General features: G+C 44.6%; 15 protein-coding genes. 12 read left to right on the forward strand and 3 right to left on the reverse strand.

Annotated elements, in window-relative coordinates; genetic code table 11:
• Positions 1-63 precede the first annotated feature (63 nt).
• From LJ707_RS11435 to LJ707_RS11445, 3 genes are all read left to right on the forward strand, one after another.
• A complete protein-coding gene (locus tag LJ707_RS11435) occupies positions 64-579 on the forward strand; it encodes a DUF2480 family protein (protein ID WP_228951023.1) in 516 nt (171 codons plus the stop codon).
• Between the two features lie 156 nt (positions 580-735).
• Positions 736-1,515, forward strand: coding sequence for a DUF3108 domain-containing protein (locus LJ707_RS11440; protein ID WP_228951024.1), 780 nt, complete (start codon positions 736-738; stop codon positions 1,513-1,515).
• A 9-nt stretch (positions 1,516-1,524) separates the two neighbouring features.
• A complete protein-coding gene (locus LJ707_RS11445) occupies positions 1,525-2,091 on the forward strand; it encodes a DUF3109 family protein (protein WP_228952507.1) in 567 nt (188 codons plus the stop codon).
• A gap of 49 nt (positions 2,092-2,140) precedes the next feature.
• Here LJ707_RS11445 and LJ707_RS11450 read toward each other — a convergent pair whose 3' ends face one another.
• On the reverse strand, positions 2,141-2,359 hold the full coding sequence (locus LJ707_RS11450; protein WP_228951027.1) for a PLD nuclease N-terminal domain-containing protein: 219 nt from the start codon (positions 2,357-2,359) through the stop codon (positions 2,141-2,143).
• 148 nt (positions 2,360-2,507) lie between these two features.
• On the opposite strand from LJ707_RS11450, the gene gmd reads away from it, so the two are divergent.
• Positions 2,508-3,644: a GDP-mannose 4,6-dehydratase gene (gmd, locus tag LJ707_RS11455; RefSeq protein WP_228951033.1), complete on the forward strand. Its 1,137-nt coding sequence runs from the start codon at positions 2,508-2,510 to the stop codon at positions 3,642-3,644.
• Between the two features lie 19 nt (positions 3,645-3,663).
• Positions 3,664-5,304 carry a gliding motility protein RemB gene (locus tag LJ707_RS11460; protein ID WP_228951035.1) on the forward strand — a complete coding sequence of 547 codons (1,641 nt, stop codon included), beginning with the start codon at positions 3,664-3,666 and terminating at the stop codon, positions 5,302-5,304.
• A 5-nt stretch (positions 5,305-5,309) separates the two neighbouring features.
• Here LJ707_RS11460 and LJ707_RS11465 read toward each other — a convergent pair whose 3' ends face one another.
• A complete protein-coding gene (locus tag LJ707_RS11465; RefSeq protein WP_228951037.1) occupies positions 5,310-7,142 on the reverse strand; it encodes a glycoside hydrolase family 15 protein in 1,833 nt (610 codons plus the stop codon).
• Between the two features lie 114 nt (positions 7,143-7,256).
• Positions 7,257-9,188: a 1-deoxy-D-xylulose-5-phosphate synthase gene (gene dxs / locus LJ707_RS11470; RefSeq protein ID WP_228952508.1), complete on the reverse strand. Its 1,932-nt coding sequence runs from the start codon at positions 9,186-9,188 to the stop codon at positions 7,257-7,259.
• A 139-nt stretch (positions 9,189-9,327) separates the two neighbouring features.
• On the opposite strand from dxs, the gene LJ707_RS11475 reads away from it, so the two are divergent.
• The 7 genes from LJ707_RS11475 (at position 9,328) to rny (ending at position 19,612) form a co-directional block, all read left to right on the forward strand.
• A complete protein-coding gene (locus LJ707_RS11475; protein WP_228951040.1) occupies positions 9,328-10,086 on the forward strand; it encodes a ScpA family protein in 759 nt (252 codons plus the stop codon).
• A 103-nt stretch (positions 10,087-10,189) separates the two neighbouring features.
• Positions 10,190-11,476 carry a serine hydroxymethyltransferase gene (glyA, locus tag LJ707_RS11480; RefSeq protein ID WP_228951047.1) on the forward strand — a complete coding sequence of 429 codons (1,287 nt, stop codon included), beginning with the start codon at positions 10,190-10,192 and terminating at the stop codon, positions 11,474-11,476.
• Between the two features lie 6 nt (positions 11,477-11,482).
• Positions 11,483-14,611 (forward strand): PAS domain S-box protein, encoded by a 3,129-nt coding sequence (locus LJ707_RS11485; protein WP_228951050.1) that lies wholly within the window; start codon positions 11,483-11,485, stop codon positions 14,609-14,611.
• 97 nt (positions 14,612-14,708) lie between these two features.
• A complete protein-coding gene (gene pheT / locus LJ707_RS11490) occupies positions 14,709-17,108 on the forward strand; it encodes a phenylalanine--tRNA ligase subunit beta (protein WP_228951053.1) in 2,400 nt (799 codons plus the stop codon).
• A 113-nt stretch (positions 17,109-17,221) separates the two neighbouring features.
• Complete coding sequence (locus tag LJ707_RS11495; protein ID WP_228951055.1) at positions 17,222-17,512, forward strand: hypothetical protein; 291 nt, start codon at positions 17,222-17,224, stop codon at positions 17,510-17,512.
• Positions 17,513-17,534: 22 nt separating this feature from the next.
• Positions 17,535-17,825, forward strand: coding sequence for a cell division protein ZapA (locus LJ707_RS11500; RefSeq protein WP_194102328.1), 291 nt, complete (start codon positions 17,535-17,537; stop codon positions 17,823-17,825).
• 224 nt (positions 17,826-18,049) lie between these two features.
• On the forward strand, positions 18,050-19,612 hold the full coding sequence (rny, locus tag LJ707_RS11505) for a ribonuclease Y (RefSeq protein ID WP_228951058.1): 1,563 nt from the start codon (positions 18,050-18,052) through the stop codon (positions 19,610-19,612).
• Positions 19,613-19,625: the final 13 nt, after the last annotated feature.

The raw sequence follows: 19,625 nt of genomic DNA on the forward strand, positions 1-19,625 counted from the left end.
TTAAAGTAATTTTGCATCCGGGAATGTTATATAACGTTCCCGGATTTTTTATTTTAAAGAAAGATGGAAATTCAGGAAAATATCATAAATAAGGTTGCCCAAAGCGGGTTGGTAACGCTTGATCCGGCGGAGTTTTACCAGCAGGGCGAACGTGTGGTGTACGATATAAAGGATAATCTTTTTCACGGGTTGATACTAAAGGAAAAGGATTTCAGGGAATTTGTTAAGGGGCATGACTGGAGCCAGTATCAGGATAAGTTTGTAGCCGTTACCTGCACGGCCGATGCCATTGTACCGGCATGGGCATACATGCTGCTGGCCAACCGCATGGCACCTTACGCCCGCGAGGTAGTGTTTGGTGATGCAGAGGTTCTTGAAACGGTACTGTTTGTAAAAGCCACCGCAAACCTTGATACAGAGAAATATCGCGACCAGCGCCTTGTTATAAAAGGCTGCGGTGATGTGCCGGTGCCTGTGGCCGCTTACGTTGAACTTGCTAAAAAGCTTACCCCGGTGGCAAAAAGCCTGATGTTTGGTGAGCCGTGCTCAACCGTGCCTATCTATAAGCGTAAGGATTAATATTTACGCTATTATAAAAACGGTGTGTTTTTTGTGACTGTAAATAGTGATACAATTTGAGTAAGCTGCGGCATGTTAAACTATTTTGGCGCGCAGCCGTCAAATTGCACAGTAACTGCGTATAAAGCGCATGTTGATAAACCCGGAATACACCGAATGAAGAAATTTATTTTAATATGCAGCCTGCTTGTAATAGCAGTTATACCAAACTACGCTCAAACGCTTGATAACGTTGATAAAGCTGTTTTTGGCGTAGGAGAGGAGCTGAACTACAAACTTAAATACGGCATTTTCACTGCCGCCGAGGCCAACTTAAAGGTGGCGGAAAGCGCGCAAAAATTTGATGGTAAACCGGCGTACCACATCATTGCTGATGGTAAAACGGCCGGTACGTTCAACGTATTTTACAAAGTGCGTAACCGTTATGAGAGCTTTGTTGACAAAACAACTTTGATGCCCTATTTCTACACCGAAAACCGTAAGGAGGGGAGTTATAAGCATACCGATAAGGTTACGTTTAACCATAAGGACGGTAAAATAAAAGCCGACAAAGGTGAGTTTGAGTTTAAGGGGCAGATGTTTGATTTTGTATCGGCTTATTATTTTGCCCGTTCGCTTGATATATCAAAGATCAAGATTGGCCAAACTATTGATATGCCTTACTTTTTAGAGGATGGCATACATAAGCTGAGCATAACATATTTGGGCAAGGAGCAGGTTAAATGCTCAATGGGTACCTTTAATTGCTTAAAGTTCAACCCAACTATTATACCCGGCAAAATATTTAAAAAGAATAGTAAACTGTATCTTTGGATAACGGATGATGCCAACCGCATACCGGTAAGGGCACATGTTGAAGTAATTGTGGGTAGCCTTACTATGGACCTCACCGGGGCCAAAGGGCTAAAATATCCGCTAAATCCTATAAAGAAGTAATTAATAATGATGATTGAAGTTGGCAGCGTACTGGTGCATGAGGATGTAGTGAGGGAGAATTTTGTTTGTAATTTGAACAAATGCAAGGGCGCGTGTTGTATTGAAGGCGACTCGGGTGCGCCGTTGCTGAATGAGGAACGTGCCATACTGGATGAGATATATCCTAAGGTAAAACCATACATGACGGCCAAGGGGATTGCCACCGTTGAACAGGATGGTACTTATGTTACCGATTTTGAAGGCGACTACACCACGCCGTGTGTTGACACGAATAAAGAGTGTGCTTACGTAATCATGGAAAACGGCATCACCAAATGTGCCATAGAAAAAGCATATGAGGCCGGCGATATTGACTGGAAAAAACCTATATCATGCCATCTGTACCCTATACGCATTACCGCTTACCCGGAGTTTGATGTGTTGCATTACGATCGCTGGAGTATTTGCAGCGATGCCTGTACCTTTGGCGATCAGCTTAAAGTACATGTACACGAATTTTTAAAAGGACCGCTCATTCGTAAATACGGTGAGGATTGGTACAAAGAGCTTGAAGAAGCCGTAGCTGCTGAAGCATAAAAGAGAGAGAGCGATGAACAATATTCATCGCTCTCTCTCTTTTATAAAGCTATATGTATTTGCTTACCTTTTGGCTTCTGCCGATCAGGAGATAGAGCAGGCACCCTATAAATGGTGCAAGTAATACGATCACTACCCAAAGCAATTTTGTAAACTGATCTTTAAAGTCTGACCGGACAATGTCTATTAAGGTCAGGATTGGAATTATTACGACAAAGAAGATCAGTATTATCTCCGGAGTGCCTAAGCTTAAAAATGCGGGTTCCATAGGTTTAATATTGTTTATGTGATGTATGTAATTAAGATACAGATAAGTATATATTGTTACATGTAAATTAGGTGAATGGTTAGCTGATGTTTACAAGGCGTTTTACAATTAAATTAAATATTATTGTAAACTAATAAGCTAACATCGCATGAAAACAGCTCTGATAACAGGTATTACCGGGCAGGACGGCGCTTACTTAGCCGAATTTCTGTTGAAAAAAGGTTATACGGTGCATGGGCTAAAGCGGCGTTCGTCATTATTTAATACTGATCGTATTGATCATTTATACACCGATCCGCATGAGCAGGAGGTAAAGTTCAGGCTGCACTACGGCGATCTGACCGATTCAACCAACCTCATCCGTATTATTCAGGAAATTCAGCCTGACGAGATCTATAACCTGGCCGCGCAAAGCCATGTAAAGGTGAGCTTTGATACGCCCGAATATACGGCCAATGCCGATGGTATAGGTGTGTTGCGGGTACTGGAGGCTGTGCGCCTGTTAGGGCTTACCAGCAAAACGCGTGTTTACCAGGCATCAACATCGGAGTTGTATGGTTTGGTGCAGGCTGTGCCGCAAAGCGAAACCACCCCTTTTTATCCACGCTCGCCGTATGCGGTGGCCAAGTTGTATGGTTATTGGATCACCGTTAACTATCGCGAAGCATATAATATGTATGCCTGCAATGGTATATTATTTAACCACGAAAGCCCGGTACGCGGCGAAACCTTTGTTACCCGCAAAATAACCCGCGCTGCGGCCAGGATAGCTATGGGTTTACAAAGCCACCTGTATATGGGCAACCTTTCGGCACAGCGCGACTGGGGACACGCAAAAGATTATGTGGAAGCCATGTGGCTGATGCTGCAGCAAACCGAGCCGCAGGATTTTGTGATAGCTACAGGTGTTACCACTACCGTGCGTGATTTTATAAGGCTGGCCTTTGCCGAACTGGGTATTGAAATTGAGTTTAGCGGCAGGAACGAAAACGAGAAGGGGGTGATCATTGACCTGGACGAAGACCGCCTTACCGAATTAAATATTGATGCGGCAAAACTTAAATTCGGGCAAACGGTTGTAAAGGTTGATCCGAAATATTACCGCCCAACTGAAGTGGAATTACTGATAGGCGATGCCACTAAAGCCCGTACAATACTGGGTTGGCAGCCTAAGTATGATCTGGATGCACTGGTTGCCGATATGGTACATGCCGATCTGCTTGAGGTTAAAAAGGATGGCCACCTGCAAAAAGGCGGATTTAAAACACTAAATTATTTTGAATAGGTAAAAACAACAGCCTCAAATGAAAAAAATATTTACGCTTGTACTCATCATTGTTTCATCTGCTATTGCCGCGAGGGCGCAATCGGTTTACCAGCCGTACTCATACCAGTTCTATCAAAAGCTGAATGCCGATGTGTACTCTACTAAAACACGGGTGCATAGTGCCTTAAAGCCATTTTTAGTTGATGACAGCCTGTTGCGCCACAGTTACGATTCATTAATGAATTATGGCAGCGATGGTGAGCATGGGGCCGGGTACCGTAAGCTGTTTACCGAGCATCAGATAGATGTTAAAACCCCTAACAGTACTTTCTACGCTGATCTGCTGCCTGACCTGGTTATTGGTCGTGACTTTAGGCAGTTTAAGCGTACAACCCGTATTACATCATTAGGCCTGCAAGTAGGCGGTACTTTTGGCGATAAGGTATCATACAACGTAAGCGGCTTTTTAAACCGTGCTTTATTTCCTGAATATTTAACCACTTACATTAACCAGGTGGGTATTGTACCCGGCCAGGCATATTCTCGCAGCCCGAATAGCAGCGATACCAAGGATTGGTCGTACATAACAGCCAATATATCCTATACTCCTGTAAAGTATCTGAATATCTCTGCCGGCCGCGACCGTACATTTATAGGCGATGGTTACCGTTCATTGCTTTTATCTGATTACGCTTCTCCTTCTAATTACTTCAGGCTGACCGGAACGTTGGGCAATGTGCGTTACATGGCCATGTGGACGAACATGAGCGACCCGATGAATCCTGATCTGAATAATTATACACACGACAGGCGTAAATGGGGCATATTTCACTTTTTAGACTGGAATGTAAACAACCGCCTGTCATTAGGTTTTTTTGATGCAATTGTATGGGCCAATGAGGACGATGCAGGCCATAAACGCGGGTTTGATTTTACTTATATCAACCCTATTATATTTTTGCGCCCTCTTGAGGCATCAAGCGGATCGCCGGATAATGCCGTTATCGGTTTCACAAGTAAATATAAGATCAGTGACCACCTTACTGCCTACGGCCAGTTTATGCTGGATGAGTTTGAGGCGGATAATTTTTTCTCAGGCAATGGCAGCTCACGTAATAAGTTTGGCTGGCAACTGGGCGTGCGCGGCGCAAACCTGTTTAGCATACAAGGATTAAATTATTTACTGGAAACCAATACCATTAGTCCGTATACCTTCTCTGAGCGTTCAACAGCGATAAATTATACCAGTAACAGCGAATCTCTGGCGCATCCATGGGGTGCTAATTTCAGGGAAGTAGTAGGATTATTAAATTACTCATACAAACGCTTTGATTTTTCGGGAGAGTTTGATTTTGGCAGATACGGTATGGATATAAACGGACTTAACTACGGTAAAAATTTGTTTGATGATTACCGCGAACCTGCACGGCTTACCGGCAACTGGACCGGGCAGGGTTTAACCACCAATATGTATTTACTTGAAGGTAAGGTGGCGTATTTGCTCAACCCAAAATATAACCTGCGCATTGAGCTTGGCGGCTTGATACGTGACGATGTAAACAACGAGTTTAAAAGCCGTACAGGCATGATCACCGTTGGGCTGCGCAGTTCGTTCCGCAGCTTTTATAATGATTTGGCCGGGTTTAAATCACGTAAAAGCGGTATGGCGATAGATTAAAGGGTTTATAAATTAAACCCTTTAATTCTGCCCAACTGCTTATCCAGTTCAACGGCCGCGCTTATTAATGCAAGATGTGTGAATGCCTGCGGAAAGTTACCCAGGTGTTCGCCACGTTTACCCAGCTCTTCGCTAAAAAGGCCAAGGTGATTGGCATAGCCCATCATTTTTTCAAAATTTTCAACGGCGCGGTCAATCTCGCCGCTTTTGGCCAAAGCTTCAATAAACCAAAACGAGCACATATTAAAAGTACCTTCCTCACCATCCAGTCCGTCAATTTTTTCAAGGTGATTGTGGTACCGGTATATCAGTACATCCAGCCGCAGGTCGCGGTCTATCACTTTCATGGTTGATTGCCAGCGTGGCTCCAACGGCGTTATGAAATGGGTAAGCGGCATCAGCAATGCACTGGCATCAACATTATTAGCGCCTTTATACTGCACCCAGGCCTGCAGGTCATTATTCCAAAAGTTGTGGTAAATATCAGTATATATCTCATCGCGCACAGCCCTCCATTCCTTTTCAGGGAAAGGGAATGAGCGGTCCTCGCCAATTTTAATGGCCCTGTCCATAGCAACCCAGCACATCAGGCGCGTGTGTAAAAATTCGCGCTTCATATTCCTTATTTCCCAAATGCCGTGGTCGGGCTCCCGCCAGCGTTCAATAACATGCTGTACCTGTTTTTCAATAATGCCCCAAAAGGCGAAAGTTATTGGTTTGTACGATTTATTGTAGATGTAGATGGTATCTATCAATTCACCATAAATATCCAACTGGGTTTGGTTGGCGGCTTCGTTACCTATACGTACAGGTTTTGAGCCTTTGTAACCATCCAGGTGGTCAAGTTCTTTTTCGGATAAGGATCTTTCGCCATCAATACCGTACAGCAATTGCAGGTTGTTATTTTTACAAAGCTCGTATATCCAATCTAAAAACTGAGTGGCTTCTTCATTCAAGCCCAGCCTTAAAAAAGCATACATGGTAAAAGCGGCATCACGTATCCAGGTAAAGCGGTAATCCCAGTTGCGGTTACCCCCAACTGTTTCAGGCAAACCAAAAGTAGGCGCGGCTATTACCGAACCAAACTCGGCGGAGGTAAGCAGTTTTAAGGTGATGGCCGAGCGGTAGATCACCTCGCTGTAGCGGCCCTTATAGGCGGCCTTGTTAAGCCAGGTGCGCCATTGGCTTATAGTTTCGCGGTAAGTATTTTCAGTATAATAGGTAATATGCTTCAGCTCCTTTTCATCACCTGTTTTGATGGATTCAAGAACTATCCAGGCATCTTCTGATTCGTTAAGGGTAATATCCGCGCAGCCTTTTTGATCATTGATCTCAAGGGGAAAATTTGATATGAGCCGAAGCTTTGCACCGCCATCATTAATACTGGTAAAAATAAGCTCGTTTTCACTTTTAGCTTCTACCTCATGTGTAGCGGTGGCATAATCAAACCGGGGTACACAATTTATACGGAAGCTGATATTGCCCCGGATGGTTTTTATTCGCCGTACAATAGCGCATACTGAACTTTTAGGATCACGGGTTATAGGCATGTAATCAGTAAGTTCGGCAATACCATCTTCTGAAAAAAAGCGGGTGAGCAACACCGCTGTGCCCGGTATATAAAGCTGGCGGGTATTATAATCCTGTAGTTGTGGTTCTACCGAAAAATAGCCTCCCTTATTTTCATCAAGCATTGACGCGAATATGGTAGGTGAATCAAACCTCGGGAAGGACATGAAATCAATTGACCCGTTAAGCGACACCAAGGCCACAGTTTTCATGTTGCCTATAATGCCATAATTTTCTATAGGTTGGTAGGGTCGTTTTTCATGCTCCATGCGCAGGTAGTTGTTTGTTACCTTAACATAACCCCATACAGGCGTAAAGGTTTACAGCTACAACCCGCGGGCATGTATAAACAAAAAACGGGCGGTAAAAACCGCCCGTTATATTTATGATGCAATGGTATGTGTTGTATCTTTTTTCAGCCCCATCAGCCTAACCTGTGTGGAGATAGCCGCGGCATCGTAACCGCATTCAGCCCAAAGCTCAGGTTGTTCACCGTGTTCAATAATGGCATCAGGCATGCCCAGGCGTTTAATTTTGGCACTGTAGCCATGGTCTGCCATAAACTCGAGCACCGCGCTGCCCATGCCGCCTTCAAGGCAACCATCCTCAACGGTTATCACCTTATCAAACTTTTGGAAAACGCTGTGCAATAAAGCCTCATCCAATGGTTTAACAAAGCGCAGGTCATAATGGGCAGGGTAGTAGCCCTCGTTATTCAATTCGGTAATAGCTTTAGTAGCCTCGTTGCCTATAGTGCCGATTGTTAAAATAGCCACATCCTCACCTTCGGTAATTAAACGGCCTTTACCTACCGGGATGGCTTTCATAGGGCGCTGCCAGTCAACCATAACACCGTTGCCGCGCGGGTAGCGTATGGTGAAAGGGCCCATGTTTTCCTGCTGGGCAGTATACATCAGGTTGCGCAGTTCCTCCTCGTTCATCGGTGCTGATACAACCATATTAGGTATGCAGCGCATATAAGCCAGATCATAAGCACCGTGATGTGTAGGCCCGTCGGCACCGGCAATGCCGGCCCTGTCAAGGCAAAACACTACGTTTAGTTTTTGTATGGCTACGTCATGCACCACCTGGTCAAAGGCGCGCTGCATAAAGCTCGAGTAAATGTTACAAAAAGGTGTTAAACCCTGTGTTGCCAACCCTGCCGAAAATGTAACGGCATGTTGCTCAGCAATGCCTACGTCAAAAGCGCGGTGCGGCATAGCCTTCATCATCAGGTTAAGCGAACAGCCCGATGGCATGGCCGGGGTGATGCCCATAATCTTCGGGTTTTGCTCGGCCAGCTCAATTATGGTATGGCCAAACACATCCTGATACTTAGGCGGCTGCGGCTTTTCGTGATATGTTTTTTTGATCTCGCCGGTTATCTTATCAAATAAGCCGGGAGCATGCCACTTGGTCTGATCTTTTTCGGCCAGCGCATAGCCTTTACCCTTTACGGTAACGCAATGCAACAGCTTTGGGCCCGGTATATTGCGCAGATCGCGCAATACTTTTGCCAGGTGCTTAACATCGTGCCCGTCTATCGGGCCAAAGTACCTGAATTTAAGCGCCTCAAAAAAGTTGCTCTTTTTAAGTAAGGTACCTTTTATGCTTTTCTCCAGTTTTTTGGCCACCTTAAAGGCATCCGGCCCAACTGATGATAACTTTGAGAGTACACTTGCTACGTCATCCCTGAAACGGTTGTACGGTTTTGAGGTGGTAATGTCGGTAAGATACTCCTTTAAAGCCCCAACGTTAGGATCGATAGACATGTTGTTATCGTTCAGGATCACCAGCAGGTTTGATTTTTCGATACCCGCATGGTTCAATGCTTCAAAGGCAAGGCCGGCAGTCATGGCACCATCGCCGATCACGGCAACGTGCTGGCGGTCGGTTTCGCCTTTATAGTGCGATGCCACAGCCATACCCAGTGCCGCTGATATGGAAGTAGAGGAGTGGCCTACACCAAAAGTATCATACTCGCTTTCGCCACGTTTAGGGAAACCGCTTATGCCTTTATAAACACGGTTGGTATGAAATATATCGCGGCGGCCGGTTAAAATTTTATGGCCGTAAGCCTGGTGGCCAACATCCCATACCAGTTGATCGTAAGGGGTGTTCATTACATAATGCAGGGCAACTGTAAGCTCAACCACACCAAGGCTGGCCGCGAAGTGGCCGCCATTTACCGACACTACATCGATAATATACTGGCGAAGCTGCTGGCATATTTGCTCAAGTTCATCTTCGCTAAACTGCTTTAAATCAGAAGGATTGTTGATTTTTTCCAACAAATTACCTGCCGGTACCTGCATCGACATCAATTACAATATTTTAACCTGCAAATTACGTGAAATAATATGATAAAAACAGGACAAGCTGTAACATATAATTGTTTTAAATAATTTACCGCATATTAGCAAAAGCATCAATTTAATTAATTTTGAGCAGGTTATGACCGATGATAATTTTGAGATAAAGTTACCCCAGTTTGAAGGTCCGTTCGATCTGCTTTTATTTTTTATTGAGCGCGATGAGCTGAACATTCATGACATACCTATAGCCCGCATTACCAACGATTTTTTACAATACATACATCACCTCACGAGCCTGAATATGGAGGTGGCCAGCGAGTTTATTTTTGTGGCCGCCACGCTGATGCGTATCAAGGCTAAAATGCTGCTGCCCCGTTATGAAACTGATGCCGAGGGCAATGAAATAGATACCAAGGAGGAGCTGATACGCAAACTGATAGAATACAAACGCTTTAAGGATTTATGCGAAGAACTGCGCCCGCTGGAAGATGAACGCTTTAAGCAGGAAAAGCGCGGCAACATTAAAGCTGATGTTGAGGGTATGGAAAAGGCAGCCTTGCCGGGGGAGGAGCTATCGGAACTCACTTTGTACCGCCTGATGGTAGTTTATGAGCGGGTAATGAAAAACTATTTGAGCCGCAGTCAGGAGGTAAAGCATACCGTTGTGCAATACCCGTACTCTATTGAGCAGCAGAAAAAGGCGATTGACGATCTGCTGCGGATTAACCAGCGGCTTGATTTCAGGGCGATGGCCGCCAGTTCAGAAAATAAGGTGCATTTTGTTTACAATTTTTTGGCCATGCTGGAGATGCTGCAGCAGGAGCTGATAGATATACAGATAGGCCTCGGATATAATAATTTTTGGATATCGCCCAAAAGCGGGGCCGATGTAATATAGCCTGATGGTTTAAATAAGCTTTGCTATGCTTAGGTCTTATTATCAATCTGAAAGCTCATATCTAACATCTTATACCTAACTTAGGGGCGTTTTTACTTAACACATGAAAAGAGATAAAGTAATTTTTAAACTGCTGGATGATGAGCAGCAACGCCAGGAAGAAGGCATTGAACTAATCGCGTCAGAAAATTTTGTGAGCCGCCAGGTAATGGAGGCAGCAGGTTCAGTAGCAACCAATAAATATGCCGAAGGCCTGCCGGGTAAACGTTATTACGGCGGTTGCCAGATAGTGGATGAAATTGAAACCATCGCTATTGAGCGTGCCAAGCAATTATTTAATGCCGAGTGGGCTAACGTGCAGCCGCACTCAGGTGCGCAAGCCAATGCCGCGGTTATGCTGGCCTGCCTGCAGCCGGGCGATAAGATACTGGGTTTTGACCTGTCGCACGGTGGGCACTTAACCCATGGTTCGCCGGTTAACTTCTCGGGTAAATTATATGAATCGCACTTTTACGGTGTTGATAAAGAAACCGGTTTGATTGACTACGCGCAACTTGAAAAAGTAGCGTTGGAGCAAAAACCGAAAATGATCATCTGCGGTGCTTCGGCATACTCACGTGATTGGGATTATGAATTTATCCGTGCCGTGGCTGATAAGGTTGGTGCATTGGTACTGGCTGATATATCACACCCATCGGGCCTGATAGCACGCGGTTTACTGACCGATCCGCTGCCGCATTGCCATATTGTTACCACTACTACTCACAAAACATTACGCGGCCCACGTGGCGGTCTGATCCTGATGGGTAAGGATTTTGAGAACCCTTGGGGCCACAAAACTCCGAAAGGTGAAATTCGTACCATGTCATCATTATTGGATATGGCCGTTTTTCCGGGTACGCAGGGTGGCCCGCTGGAGCACATCATCGCTGCTAAGGCCGTTGCGTTTGGCGAGGCATTGAGCGAAAGCTACATGAAATACATTGTACAGGTTAAAAAGAATGCCCAGGCCATGGCCAAAGCTTTTGTTGACCGTGGATACCAGATCATTTCAGGCGGTACTGATAACCACCTGATGCTGATCGATCTGCGTAACAAGAACATTACCGGTAAAGCTGCCGAGAACGCTCTTGTTATCGCTGATATTACCGTGAATAAAAACATGGTTCCGTTTGATGATAAATCGCCATTTGTAACCTCGGGCATACGTGTGGGTACTGCTGCCATTACCACCCGCGGCTTAAAAGAAAAACAAATGGAAGAGATTGTAGAACTTATAGACGCGGTAATTGTTGACCCTGAAAACGAACATTCTTTAAAGAAAGTACGTAAAAAGGTGCATAAATTAATGGCGGATTATCCTTTATACCGCGAAAAAGGAGCAGAATAACTATAAGTGATAGAAAATAAACCATTAGCAGATAACGAAGAAAGACGGCTGTCGGCGTTAGCATCATATCAGATACTGGATACCTTACCGGAGAAGGAGTTTGATGCCATAACACGCCTTGCATCATACATATGCAATGCGCCCATCGCGTTGATCACCCTGATTGACGAAGACAGGCAATGGTTTAAGTCAAAAGTAGGGATGGAAGGTACCGAAACACTGCGTTCGGATGCTTTTTGCAACCATACCATCATGGGCAATGAGATCCTCGAGATCAATGACGCTACCACTGATGACCGCTTTAAAGACAATAAATATGTAACCGGCGCGCCTAACGTAAAATTTTACGCGGGCGCGCCGCTTATTGATCCTGACGGTTACCGTTTAGGGTCGCTCTGTGTTATTGACAGTGTATCGCACACGCTTACCGATGAACAAAAGGAAGCCCTCAAAACACTGGCAGGCGAGGTAATTTCCCATCTTATCCTCCGCAAACAAAAAAAAGAACTTGAAGAAAGCCTGGCGGCGCACCAGGAATTTTATATTCTGTTTGATACCTCATCAGAGATACACTGCATCATGGATAAGGATTTCAGGCTGCAGCTTGTAAATAAGGCTATTGAGCCGGTACTGGGCTACAAACCCGAAGAAGCTAAAGGCAGGCTGATATGGGATTTTTTTGTTGATGAAAGTAAAGAGCAATCACTTGCCGTTATAAAAAGCGCGTTAAGTAAACAAAAGCGGGCCATTGAGGTAGAAACACAGGTAACAACCAGTGCCGGTATCATTAAATGGCTAAGCTGGTCGCTCACCTTCAGGCAGGATAAATGGTACGCCAGCGGCCGCGATATTACCCAGCATAAACAGGTAAGCCGCGAGTTGCAGGAGCTCTCGCTGGTGGCCAGCAAAGTAAGCAACGGGGTGGTAATTAGCGATGCCAATGACAGGGTGTTGTGGACAAACAGCGCCTTTGAAACAATTACCGGCTTTACCCAGGCCGATGTTGAAGGTAAACGCCTGCGAAGCGTGATACTGAAGGGTGGCGAACAGCATTATTCAATAGATCAGCTTAATGAACTGTTGGAGAAAAAGCAGTCGTACGAGATGGATTTGCTCATGACTACCAAGGATGGTGAAGACCTGTGGATAAAGGTAGCCAATTCCGTAGTTTATGATGCCGATGGAAATATTGAAAAATACATCCGTGTTATTATAAATATCAACACCCGTAAACGCGCCGAGCACGATCTGGAAATACTGTCATTCGCCGCGCGTAAATCTCCGGGTGGTATCCTTATTCGCGATGCCAATGGCCACGTGATGTGGATGAATGAAACCATGGAAAACCTTACCGGCTATACCTTTACCGAGATGGAGGGCAAACAGTTTGGTACCATGCTGTTAGGTGAGGATAGCGATATGTCAGTATTCAAGGCGGCTAAAAAGGCCATTGATGCTAACCTGCCGTATGAGGTAGAAATAAAGATATACCGCAAGGATGGGATACCGGTGTGGGTGTGGATATCAAACAGCCCACTGTTTAATGAGGAAGGCAAGGTTGACCGCCATGTAGGTGTAATGGTTGACATCAGCGAGCGTAAAAAAACCGAGCAACAGCTCAAAATGCTTTCGCTGGTGGCCAGCAGTATTACCAGCGGTGTTATTATCAATAATAATGAAGGTAATGTAGAGTGGGTAAACACCGGCTTTGAAAAAATAACCGGTTATGCTATTAATGATGTACGCGGGCATCACCTGGGCGATATAGTAAAGGGCGAACTTACCGACAGCGCTATTATTGAGCGCAGCCGCGAACTTTCAAAAAATAAACAATCTTTCGAGGTCGATCTGCTTATTTACCGAAAGGATGGGCAGCCATTGTGGATCTCGGTGATCAACTCCGTAATACTGGATGAGCATGGCCGGGTTGATAAGTACATCGAGGTAATTATTGACATCACCATAAAGAAAAAGGTTGAGCTTGAACTTATCGCCGCTAAAGAGGAGGCCATACAGCTTAACCGGGCTAAAGATATGTTCATATCCGTATTAAGCCATGAAATGCGTACGCCGCTTAACGCGGTGATCGGCATGTCGCACCTGCTGATTGAGGATAATCCGTCTGAGTCGCAAAAAGAAAATCTTAACATCCTGAAATTCTCGGCCGAAAACCTGTTGAGGCTAATAAATGATGTGCTTGATTTTACCAAGATAGAAACAGGTAACGTTGAACTTGAAAAAGTAAGCGTAAACATGCGCGACCTGGTAAAAAGCGTAACCAGTTCGGTACATTACAAAGCTGTTGAAAAGGATATCTACATACGGTCGCGTGTAGATGATGAAATTCCGGATTGTATACTTGGCGACCGTACCCGCCTCAGCCAGATATTGCTTAACCTGGCCAGCAATTCGGTTAAATTTACCTCTGATGGTGGCATAACCATTGACCTGAAGGTTATTGAGCAAACACAAAAAACAGTACGCATACGTTTTGCCGTTATTGATACCGGTATAGGTATTGCAAGCGATAAAATAAGCACTATTTTTGAATCGTTTAAGCAGGCCGAGGCTGATACTACCCGTAAATACGGCGGTACAGGCCTGGGGTTGCCTATTACCAAACGGCTGATAGAACTGCATGACTCGCGTATAAATGTTGACAGTACGCCGGGGCAGGGTTCAACTTTTTGGTTCACTATAACATTTGATAAGGCCGAGCGCCAAACGAACACTATGGATAACGCCGTGGAAACAGCATTGAGTATAAATGTATTGGTAGTTGATGATAACCAGATAAACAGGTTGCTGGTTAACAAGGTGCTTAAAAAGTGGGGTGCCGAGGCCGATTTTGCCGAAAACGGGCAGGAAGCGGTTGAGAAGATAGAATCAGATACCAAATACGATGCTGTTTTGATGGATATACACATGCCGATAATGGGCGGCCTTGAAGCTACGCAGATCATACGGTCAAAAACTGAAACCTACTTTCAGCAACTGCCTATTATAGCCCTCACCGCGTCTATGTTGAATACCGAAATAGAACGCATTACCGAGGCAGGGATGAATGATTATATATTAAAGCCTTTTGACCCTAAAACACTATACGGCAAACTTAGCCGCTACCAAAAACAATAACGGGCGCTTTTAAATTAATTTATTGTAAGGAGTACATGGCTACGCCCCTGCACTACCGAAATCTTTATATCTTTGCCGATTATCATTTTCAGGCATAATGAAGATATCATACAACTGGCTAAAGAATTTCATAGATACAGATAAAACTCCCGAAGAAATATCGCGGATATTAACAGGCACCGGCCTTGAGGTGGAGAGCCTTGAAAAGGTGCAGGCCGTTCCCGGTGGCCTGGAGGGCCTGGTAATAGGTTATGTAAAAACCTGCGCCAACCACACCAACTCTGATCACCTGCATGTAACTACCGTTGATGTTGGCGGTGCCGAAGACCTGCATATTGTTTGCGGCGCTGCAAACGTTGCCGCCGGCCAAAAAGTTGTGGTAGCTACGGTGGGCACTACGGTTTACCCAACATCAGGCGAACCGTTTACTATCAAAAAATCAAAAATAAGGGGAGAGCTCTCTGAGGGCATGATATGCGCTGAGGATGAAATAGGCTTAGGCACTTCGCACGAAGGTATCATGATACTGAGTGATGATGCCGTGGTAGGCACACCTGCCAAAGCGCACTTTAAACTGAATGATGATTACCTGTACGAGATAGGCTTAACCCCTAACCGTGCCGATGCGGCATCGCACCTGGGTACCGCGCGGGATATAGCCGCCTTTTTAAAGATCGGTTTAAAAAAACCTGATGTTTCGGCTTTTAAGATGGATGATAACAGCCGGGTTATTAATGTAACGGTTGATAACAGTGAAGCTACGCCGCGTTACAGCGGTGTAACTATAACCGGTTTGGAAGTAAAAGAATCGCCAAAATGGTTAAAAGAAAAACTGGCGGTTATCGGCATACGCAGCATCAATAATATTGTGGATGTTACCAATTATGTACTCCATGATTTGGGGCAGCCCCTGCACGCGTTTGATGCGGACAAAATAGCCGGTGGCAAAGTAGTAGTAAAAACTACTGCCGAAGGTACCTTATTTAAAACGCTTGACGGTGTGGAGCGCAAACTATCAGCAGATGACCTGATGATATGCAGCGAAACCGAACCGATGTGCATTGCCGGTGTATTTGGCGGTATTGATTCGGGTGTTAGCGAGGGTACAACCAATATATTTTTAGAGAGCGCTTACTTTAACCCGGTATGGGTGCGTAAAACGGCTAAAAGGCATGGTTTAAAAACGGATTCTTCTTTCCGTTTTGAGCGTGGCACCGATCCTGATCATACGGTTTATGCGCTTAAACGTGCCGCGCTGCTGATACAGGAAGTTGCCGGCGGAAAAATATCATCAGATGTGGTTAATATTTACCCTGCACCTGTTGCACCCTTTGCCGTTGAGTTATCATACAAAAATACTACAAGACTTATTGGGAAGGATATTCCGCATAGCGAGATAAAAAGCATCATTGAGGCGTTGGATATTGAAGTGGTTGCCGAAACAGTAGAAGGCCTTTCATTAAAAGTACCGCCTTACCGTGTTGACGTAACCCGCGAGGTTGACGTGATAGAGGAAGTACTTCGCATCTACGGTTATAACAACATTGAGATACCTACGCAGATCAGGGCATCTCTTAATACATCGCAACGCCCGGAAAAAGACACGGTTCAAAATCTTTTGTCGGATTTGCTGACCGCTAACGGCTTTAATGAGATATTATCAAACTCGCTGACTAAATCAGCATATTCAGATGATCTGGACAGCGCGGTTAAGATATTGAACCCGCTTAGCAGTGATCTGGATGTGATGCGCCAAACACTGCTGTATTCAGGTTTGGAAGCTGTAGCTTATAATCAGAACCGTAAAAATGCCGACCTGAAACTTTACGAATTTGGCAAGGTGTACAGCCTGGCCGATGATAAGTACAACGAGGTGCAACGCTTTTCGGTATTTATTACCGGCGCTAAAACTGCCGAGCAATGGAATAACAAAGTTACCGCGGTATCATTTTATAATTTGAAAGCTATTGTTGACGGCATAGTTGAAAAACTGAATGTTAAGGATATTGCCGTGGCCGATGCTGAGGGCAATGAGTTTGCTTATGGCTTGCAATATACCCGTGGTAACAAAACACTGGTTAAGTTTGGTGCGGTGTCGGCATCGGCACTTAAAAAGGCTGATGTTGACAAGGAGGTTTTTTACGCCGACTTTAACTTTGATATGATATTAACGCTGGCCCGTAAAAACACCATTGTTTACCAGGAGGTATCAAAGTTTCCGGCTGTTAGGCGCGATCTGTCAATGCTGGTTGATAAGGTGGTTACCTTTGAGCAAATAAAACAGGTATCCCAAAAAACAGAGCGTAAGCTACTGAAGGAAGTGAATGTGTTTGACGTGTATGAGGGCGATAAATTACCCGCCGGAAAAAAATCATACGCGGTGAGCTTTGTTTTGCAGGATGCCGAAAAAACCCTTACCGATAAAGCTATTGATGCCATAATGCAGAAATTAATACTTAATTTAGGCAAAGAAGCAGGAGCGGAGATCAGGAAGTAGGGGAAGGGATTATTGAATTAATGAGTTATTGAATTATTGAATCAAGTCTTAAATCAATAATTCAATAACTCATTAATTCAATCAATAATTCAATAAATCAATAATTAAAACGCATGCCACAATTAGGCGAACAGTTAAATGCAATAATTGATAAAACCGAAAGGTTAATGGAGCTTTGCGCTGCCTTGCAGGAGGAAAATGACCTGATGAGGCTTGAAAATCAGTCGTTGAGTGTGGCGCTAACAACCAGTAAAAATAAAACCGCGGAGCTTGAAGAGAAGCTTCGTGTATTGAAAGTGGCAAGGTCGTTTTCAGAAACAAATGAAAAAAGCCTTGACATTAAGCAAAAAATTAACGACTTTGTGCAGGAAATTGACAAGTGTATTGTATTGCTGAAAAAGTAATATAAAAACGTGAATAGCTCAAATGGGAGAGATCTCCATAAAAATAAATATTGCTGACAGAGTTTACCCCTTAAAGGTAAACATGGAGGAAGAGGAAATAATAAGGCGGGCAGCGAAATTGATTAACGACCGTATAAAAGAATACCAGGAAAATTATGCGGTAAGGGATAAGCAAGATCTGCTGTCGATGTGTGTGCTGCACTATGCAACATCTACGTTAAAAGCAGAGAAAAAAGTCACGGCGGAGGATACCGAAGTGGCCGATAAGGTTTATCAGCTTGATCAGTTACTGACTGACTTTTTCTCGAAGTAGTAATAAATGTTCTTTACATAATATGAGCGAATTAAGATTTGGCCGCGGTTAAATCTTGAGTTTCACTATTAAAAACTTAACGCTTCAATATCAGGGCGCCAGTGGAAGCATACGTTACTTCGTGTATTTAACGATAGCACCGGCCAAGTAATTCTGATGAGAGGTTTTTCAATACATGACACTTAAGATTTAGTTGCGGTTTTTTTATTTTATAAACTTAAAGAATGGATTTTTTATATGTTATTATCGGGCTGCTGATCGGTGTCGGAGTAGGCATCGTTGTCGGCCGCTTCCTGTTACGCAAGCTGTTTAAGGATCAGGAAGTATCAGCACAAAACAAGGTTAAAAAAATATTGAAGGATGCTGAGAACAATGCCGAGATATTAAAAAAGAATAAGTTGCTTGAAGCCAAAGAGAAATTTTTGGTGATGAAAGCTGAGCATGAGCAGGAAGTAAACCAAAAAAACAATAACCTTTCTCAACGCGAGAATGGTATCAAGCAAAAAGAGCAATCGCTTAATTCAAAGCTGGAGAATGCTAACCGTAAGGAGCAGGAGCTTGACAATGTTCGCAAGAATCTGGAAAAGCAAACCGAGATTGCCGTTAAAAAGCAGGAAGAGGTTGACATACTGAAACAGGAGCATGTAAAGCAACTGGAATCAATAGCCGGTTTATCTGCCGAGGAAGCCAAAAACCAGTTGGTAGACAACCTGCGCGAAGAAGCACGCAGCAAGGCTATGGCTCAAATAAAGGATATTGTTGACGAGGCTAAGCTTACCGCTACCAAAGAGGCTAAGAAGATAGTTATTCAAACTATACAGCGTACCGCTACCGAGGCAGCTATCGAGAATACGGTATCTATCTTCAACATCGAGAATGACGAGATCAAAGGCCGTATCATTGGCCGCGAAGGGCGTAACATACGTGCGCTTGAGGCGGCTACGGGTATCGAGATCATTGTTGATGATACACCGGAAGCCATTATTCTTTCAGGCTTTGACCCGGTAAGGCGTGAGATAGCCCGTTTGGCTATGCACCGCCTGGTTACAGATGGCCGTATACACCCTGCACGTATTGAGGAGGTGGTTGCCAAAACCAAAAAGCAAATTGAAGAAGAGATTGTAGAAATAGGTGAGCGTACCGTGATCGATCTTGGTATCAATGGACTGCATCCGGAACTGATCCGTATGGTTGGCCGTATGCGTTACCGTTCATCATACGGGCAAAACCTGCTGCAACACTCGCGCGAGGTAGCTAACTTCTGTGCCACTATGGCTGCCGAGTTGGGCCTGAACGTAAAACTGGCCAAACGTGCCGGCTTACTGCACGATATTGGTAAAGTGCCTGATGATAACCCGGAACTGCCACACGCTATTTTAGGTATGCAGTTGGCCGAAAAGTATAAAGAGCATCCTGAAGTTTGCAACGCCATAGGCGCTCACCACGATGAGATAGAGATGACCTCAATGCTGTCACCTATCATCCAGGTGTGTGATGCCATATCGGGCGCACGCCCGGGTGCACGCCGCGAGGTGGTTGAAAGCTACATTAAACGCTTAAAGGAGCTGGAAGACCTGGCGCTTTCATACCCCGGTGTTGAAAAAACCTTCGCTATACAGGCCGGCCGTGAGCTGCGTGTAGTTGTTGAAAGTGAAAAGATAACCGATGCGCAATCAGAAGTACTGGCTGCCGATATTTCAAACCGCATACAAACCGAGATGACCTATCCCGGCCAGATCAAGGTAACCGTTATCAGGGAAACCCGTTCGGTATCATACGCAAAATAATAACAAACCCTCC

It is taken from the genome of Mucilaginibacter sp. UR6-1, assembly GCF_020880975.1.
Classification (GTDB): Bacteria; Bacteroidota; Bacteroidia; order Sphingobacteriales; family Sphingobacteriaceae; genus Mucilaginibacter.

Coding starts and splice junctions, on each gene's coding strand:
- LJ707_RS11435 (WP_228951023.1), top strand. CDS start 64: ATGGAAATTCAGGAAAATATCATAAATAAGGTTGCCCAAAGCGGGTTG.
- LJ707_RS11440 (WP_228951024.1), top strand. CDS start 736: ATGAAGAAATTTATTTTAATATGCAGCCTGCTTGTAATAGCAGTTATA.
- LJ707_RS11445 (WP_228952507.1), top strand. CDS start 1,525: ATGATTGAAGTTGGCAGCGTACTGGTGCATGAGGATGTAGTGAGGGAG.
- LJ707_RS11450 (WP_228951027.1), bottom strand. CDS start 2,359: ATGGAACCCGCATTTTTAAGCTTAGGCACTCCGGAGATAATACTGATC.
- gmd (WP_228951033.1), top strand. CDS start 2,508: ATGAAAACAGCTCTGATAACAGGTATTACCGGGCAGGACGGCGCTTAC.
- LJ707_RS11460 (WP_228951035.1), top strand. CDS start 3,664: ATGAAAAAAATATTTACGCTTGTACTCATCATTGTTTCATCTGCTATT.
- LJ707_RS11465 (WP_228951037.1), bottom strand. CDS start 7,142: ATGGAGCATGAAAAACGACCCTACCAACCTATAGAAAATTATGGCATT.
- dxs (WP_228952508.1), bottom strand. CDS start 9,188: ATGCAGGTACCGGCAGGTAATTTGTTGGAAAAAATCAACAATCCTTCT.
- LJ707_RS11475 (WP_228951040.1), top strand. CDS start 9,328: ATGACCGATGATAATTTTGAGATAAAGTTACCCCAGTTTGAAGGTCCG.
- glyA (WP_228951047.1), top strand. CDS start 10,190: ATGAAAAGAGATAAAGTAATTTTTAAACTGCTGGATGATGAGCAGCAA.
- pheT (WP_228951053.1), top strand. CDS start 14,709: ATGAAGATATCATACAACTGGCTAAAGAATTTCATAGATACAGATAAA.
- LJ707_RS11495 (WP_228951055.1), top strand. CDS start 17,222: ATGCCACAATTAGGCGAACAGTTAAATGCAATAATTGATAAAACCGAA.
- LJ707_RS11500 (WP_194102328.1), top strand. CDS start 17,535: ATGGGAGAGATCTCCATAAAAATAAATATTGCTGACAGAGTTTACCCC.
- rny (WP_228951058.1), top strand. CDS start 18,050: ATGGATTTTTTATATGTTATTATCGGGCTGCTGATCGGTGTCGGAGTA.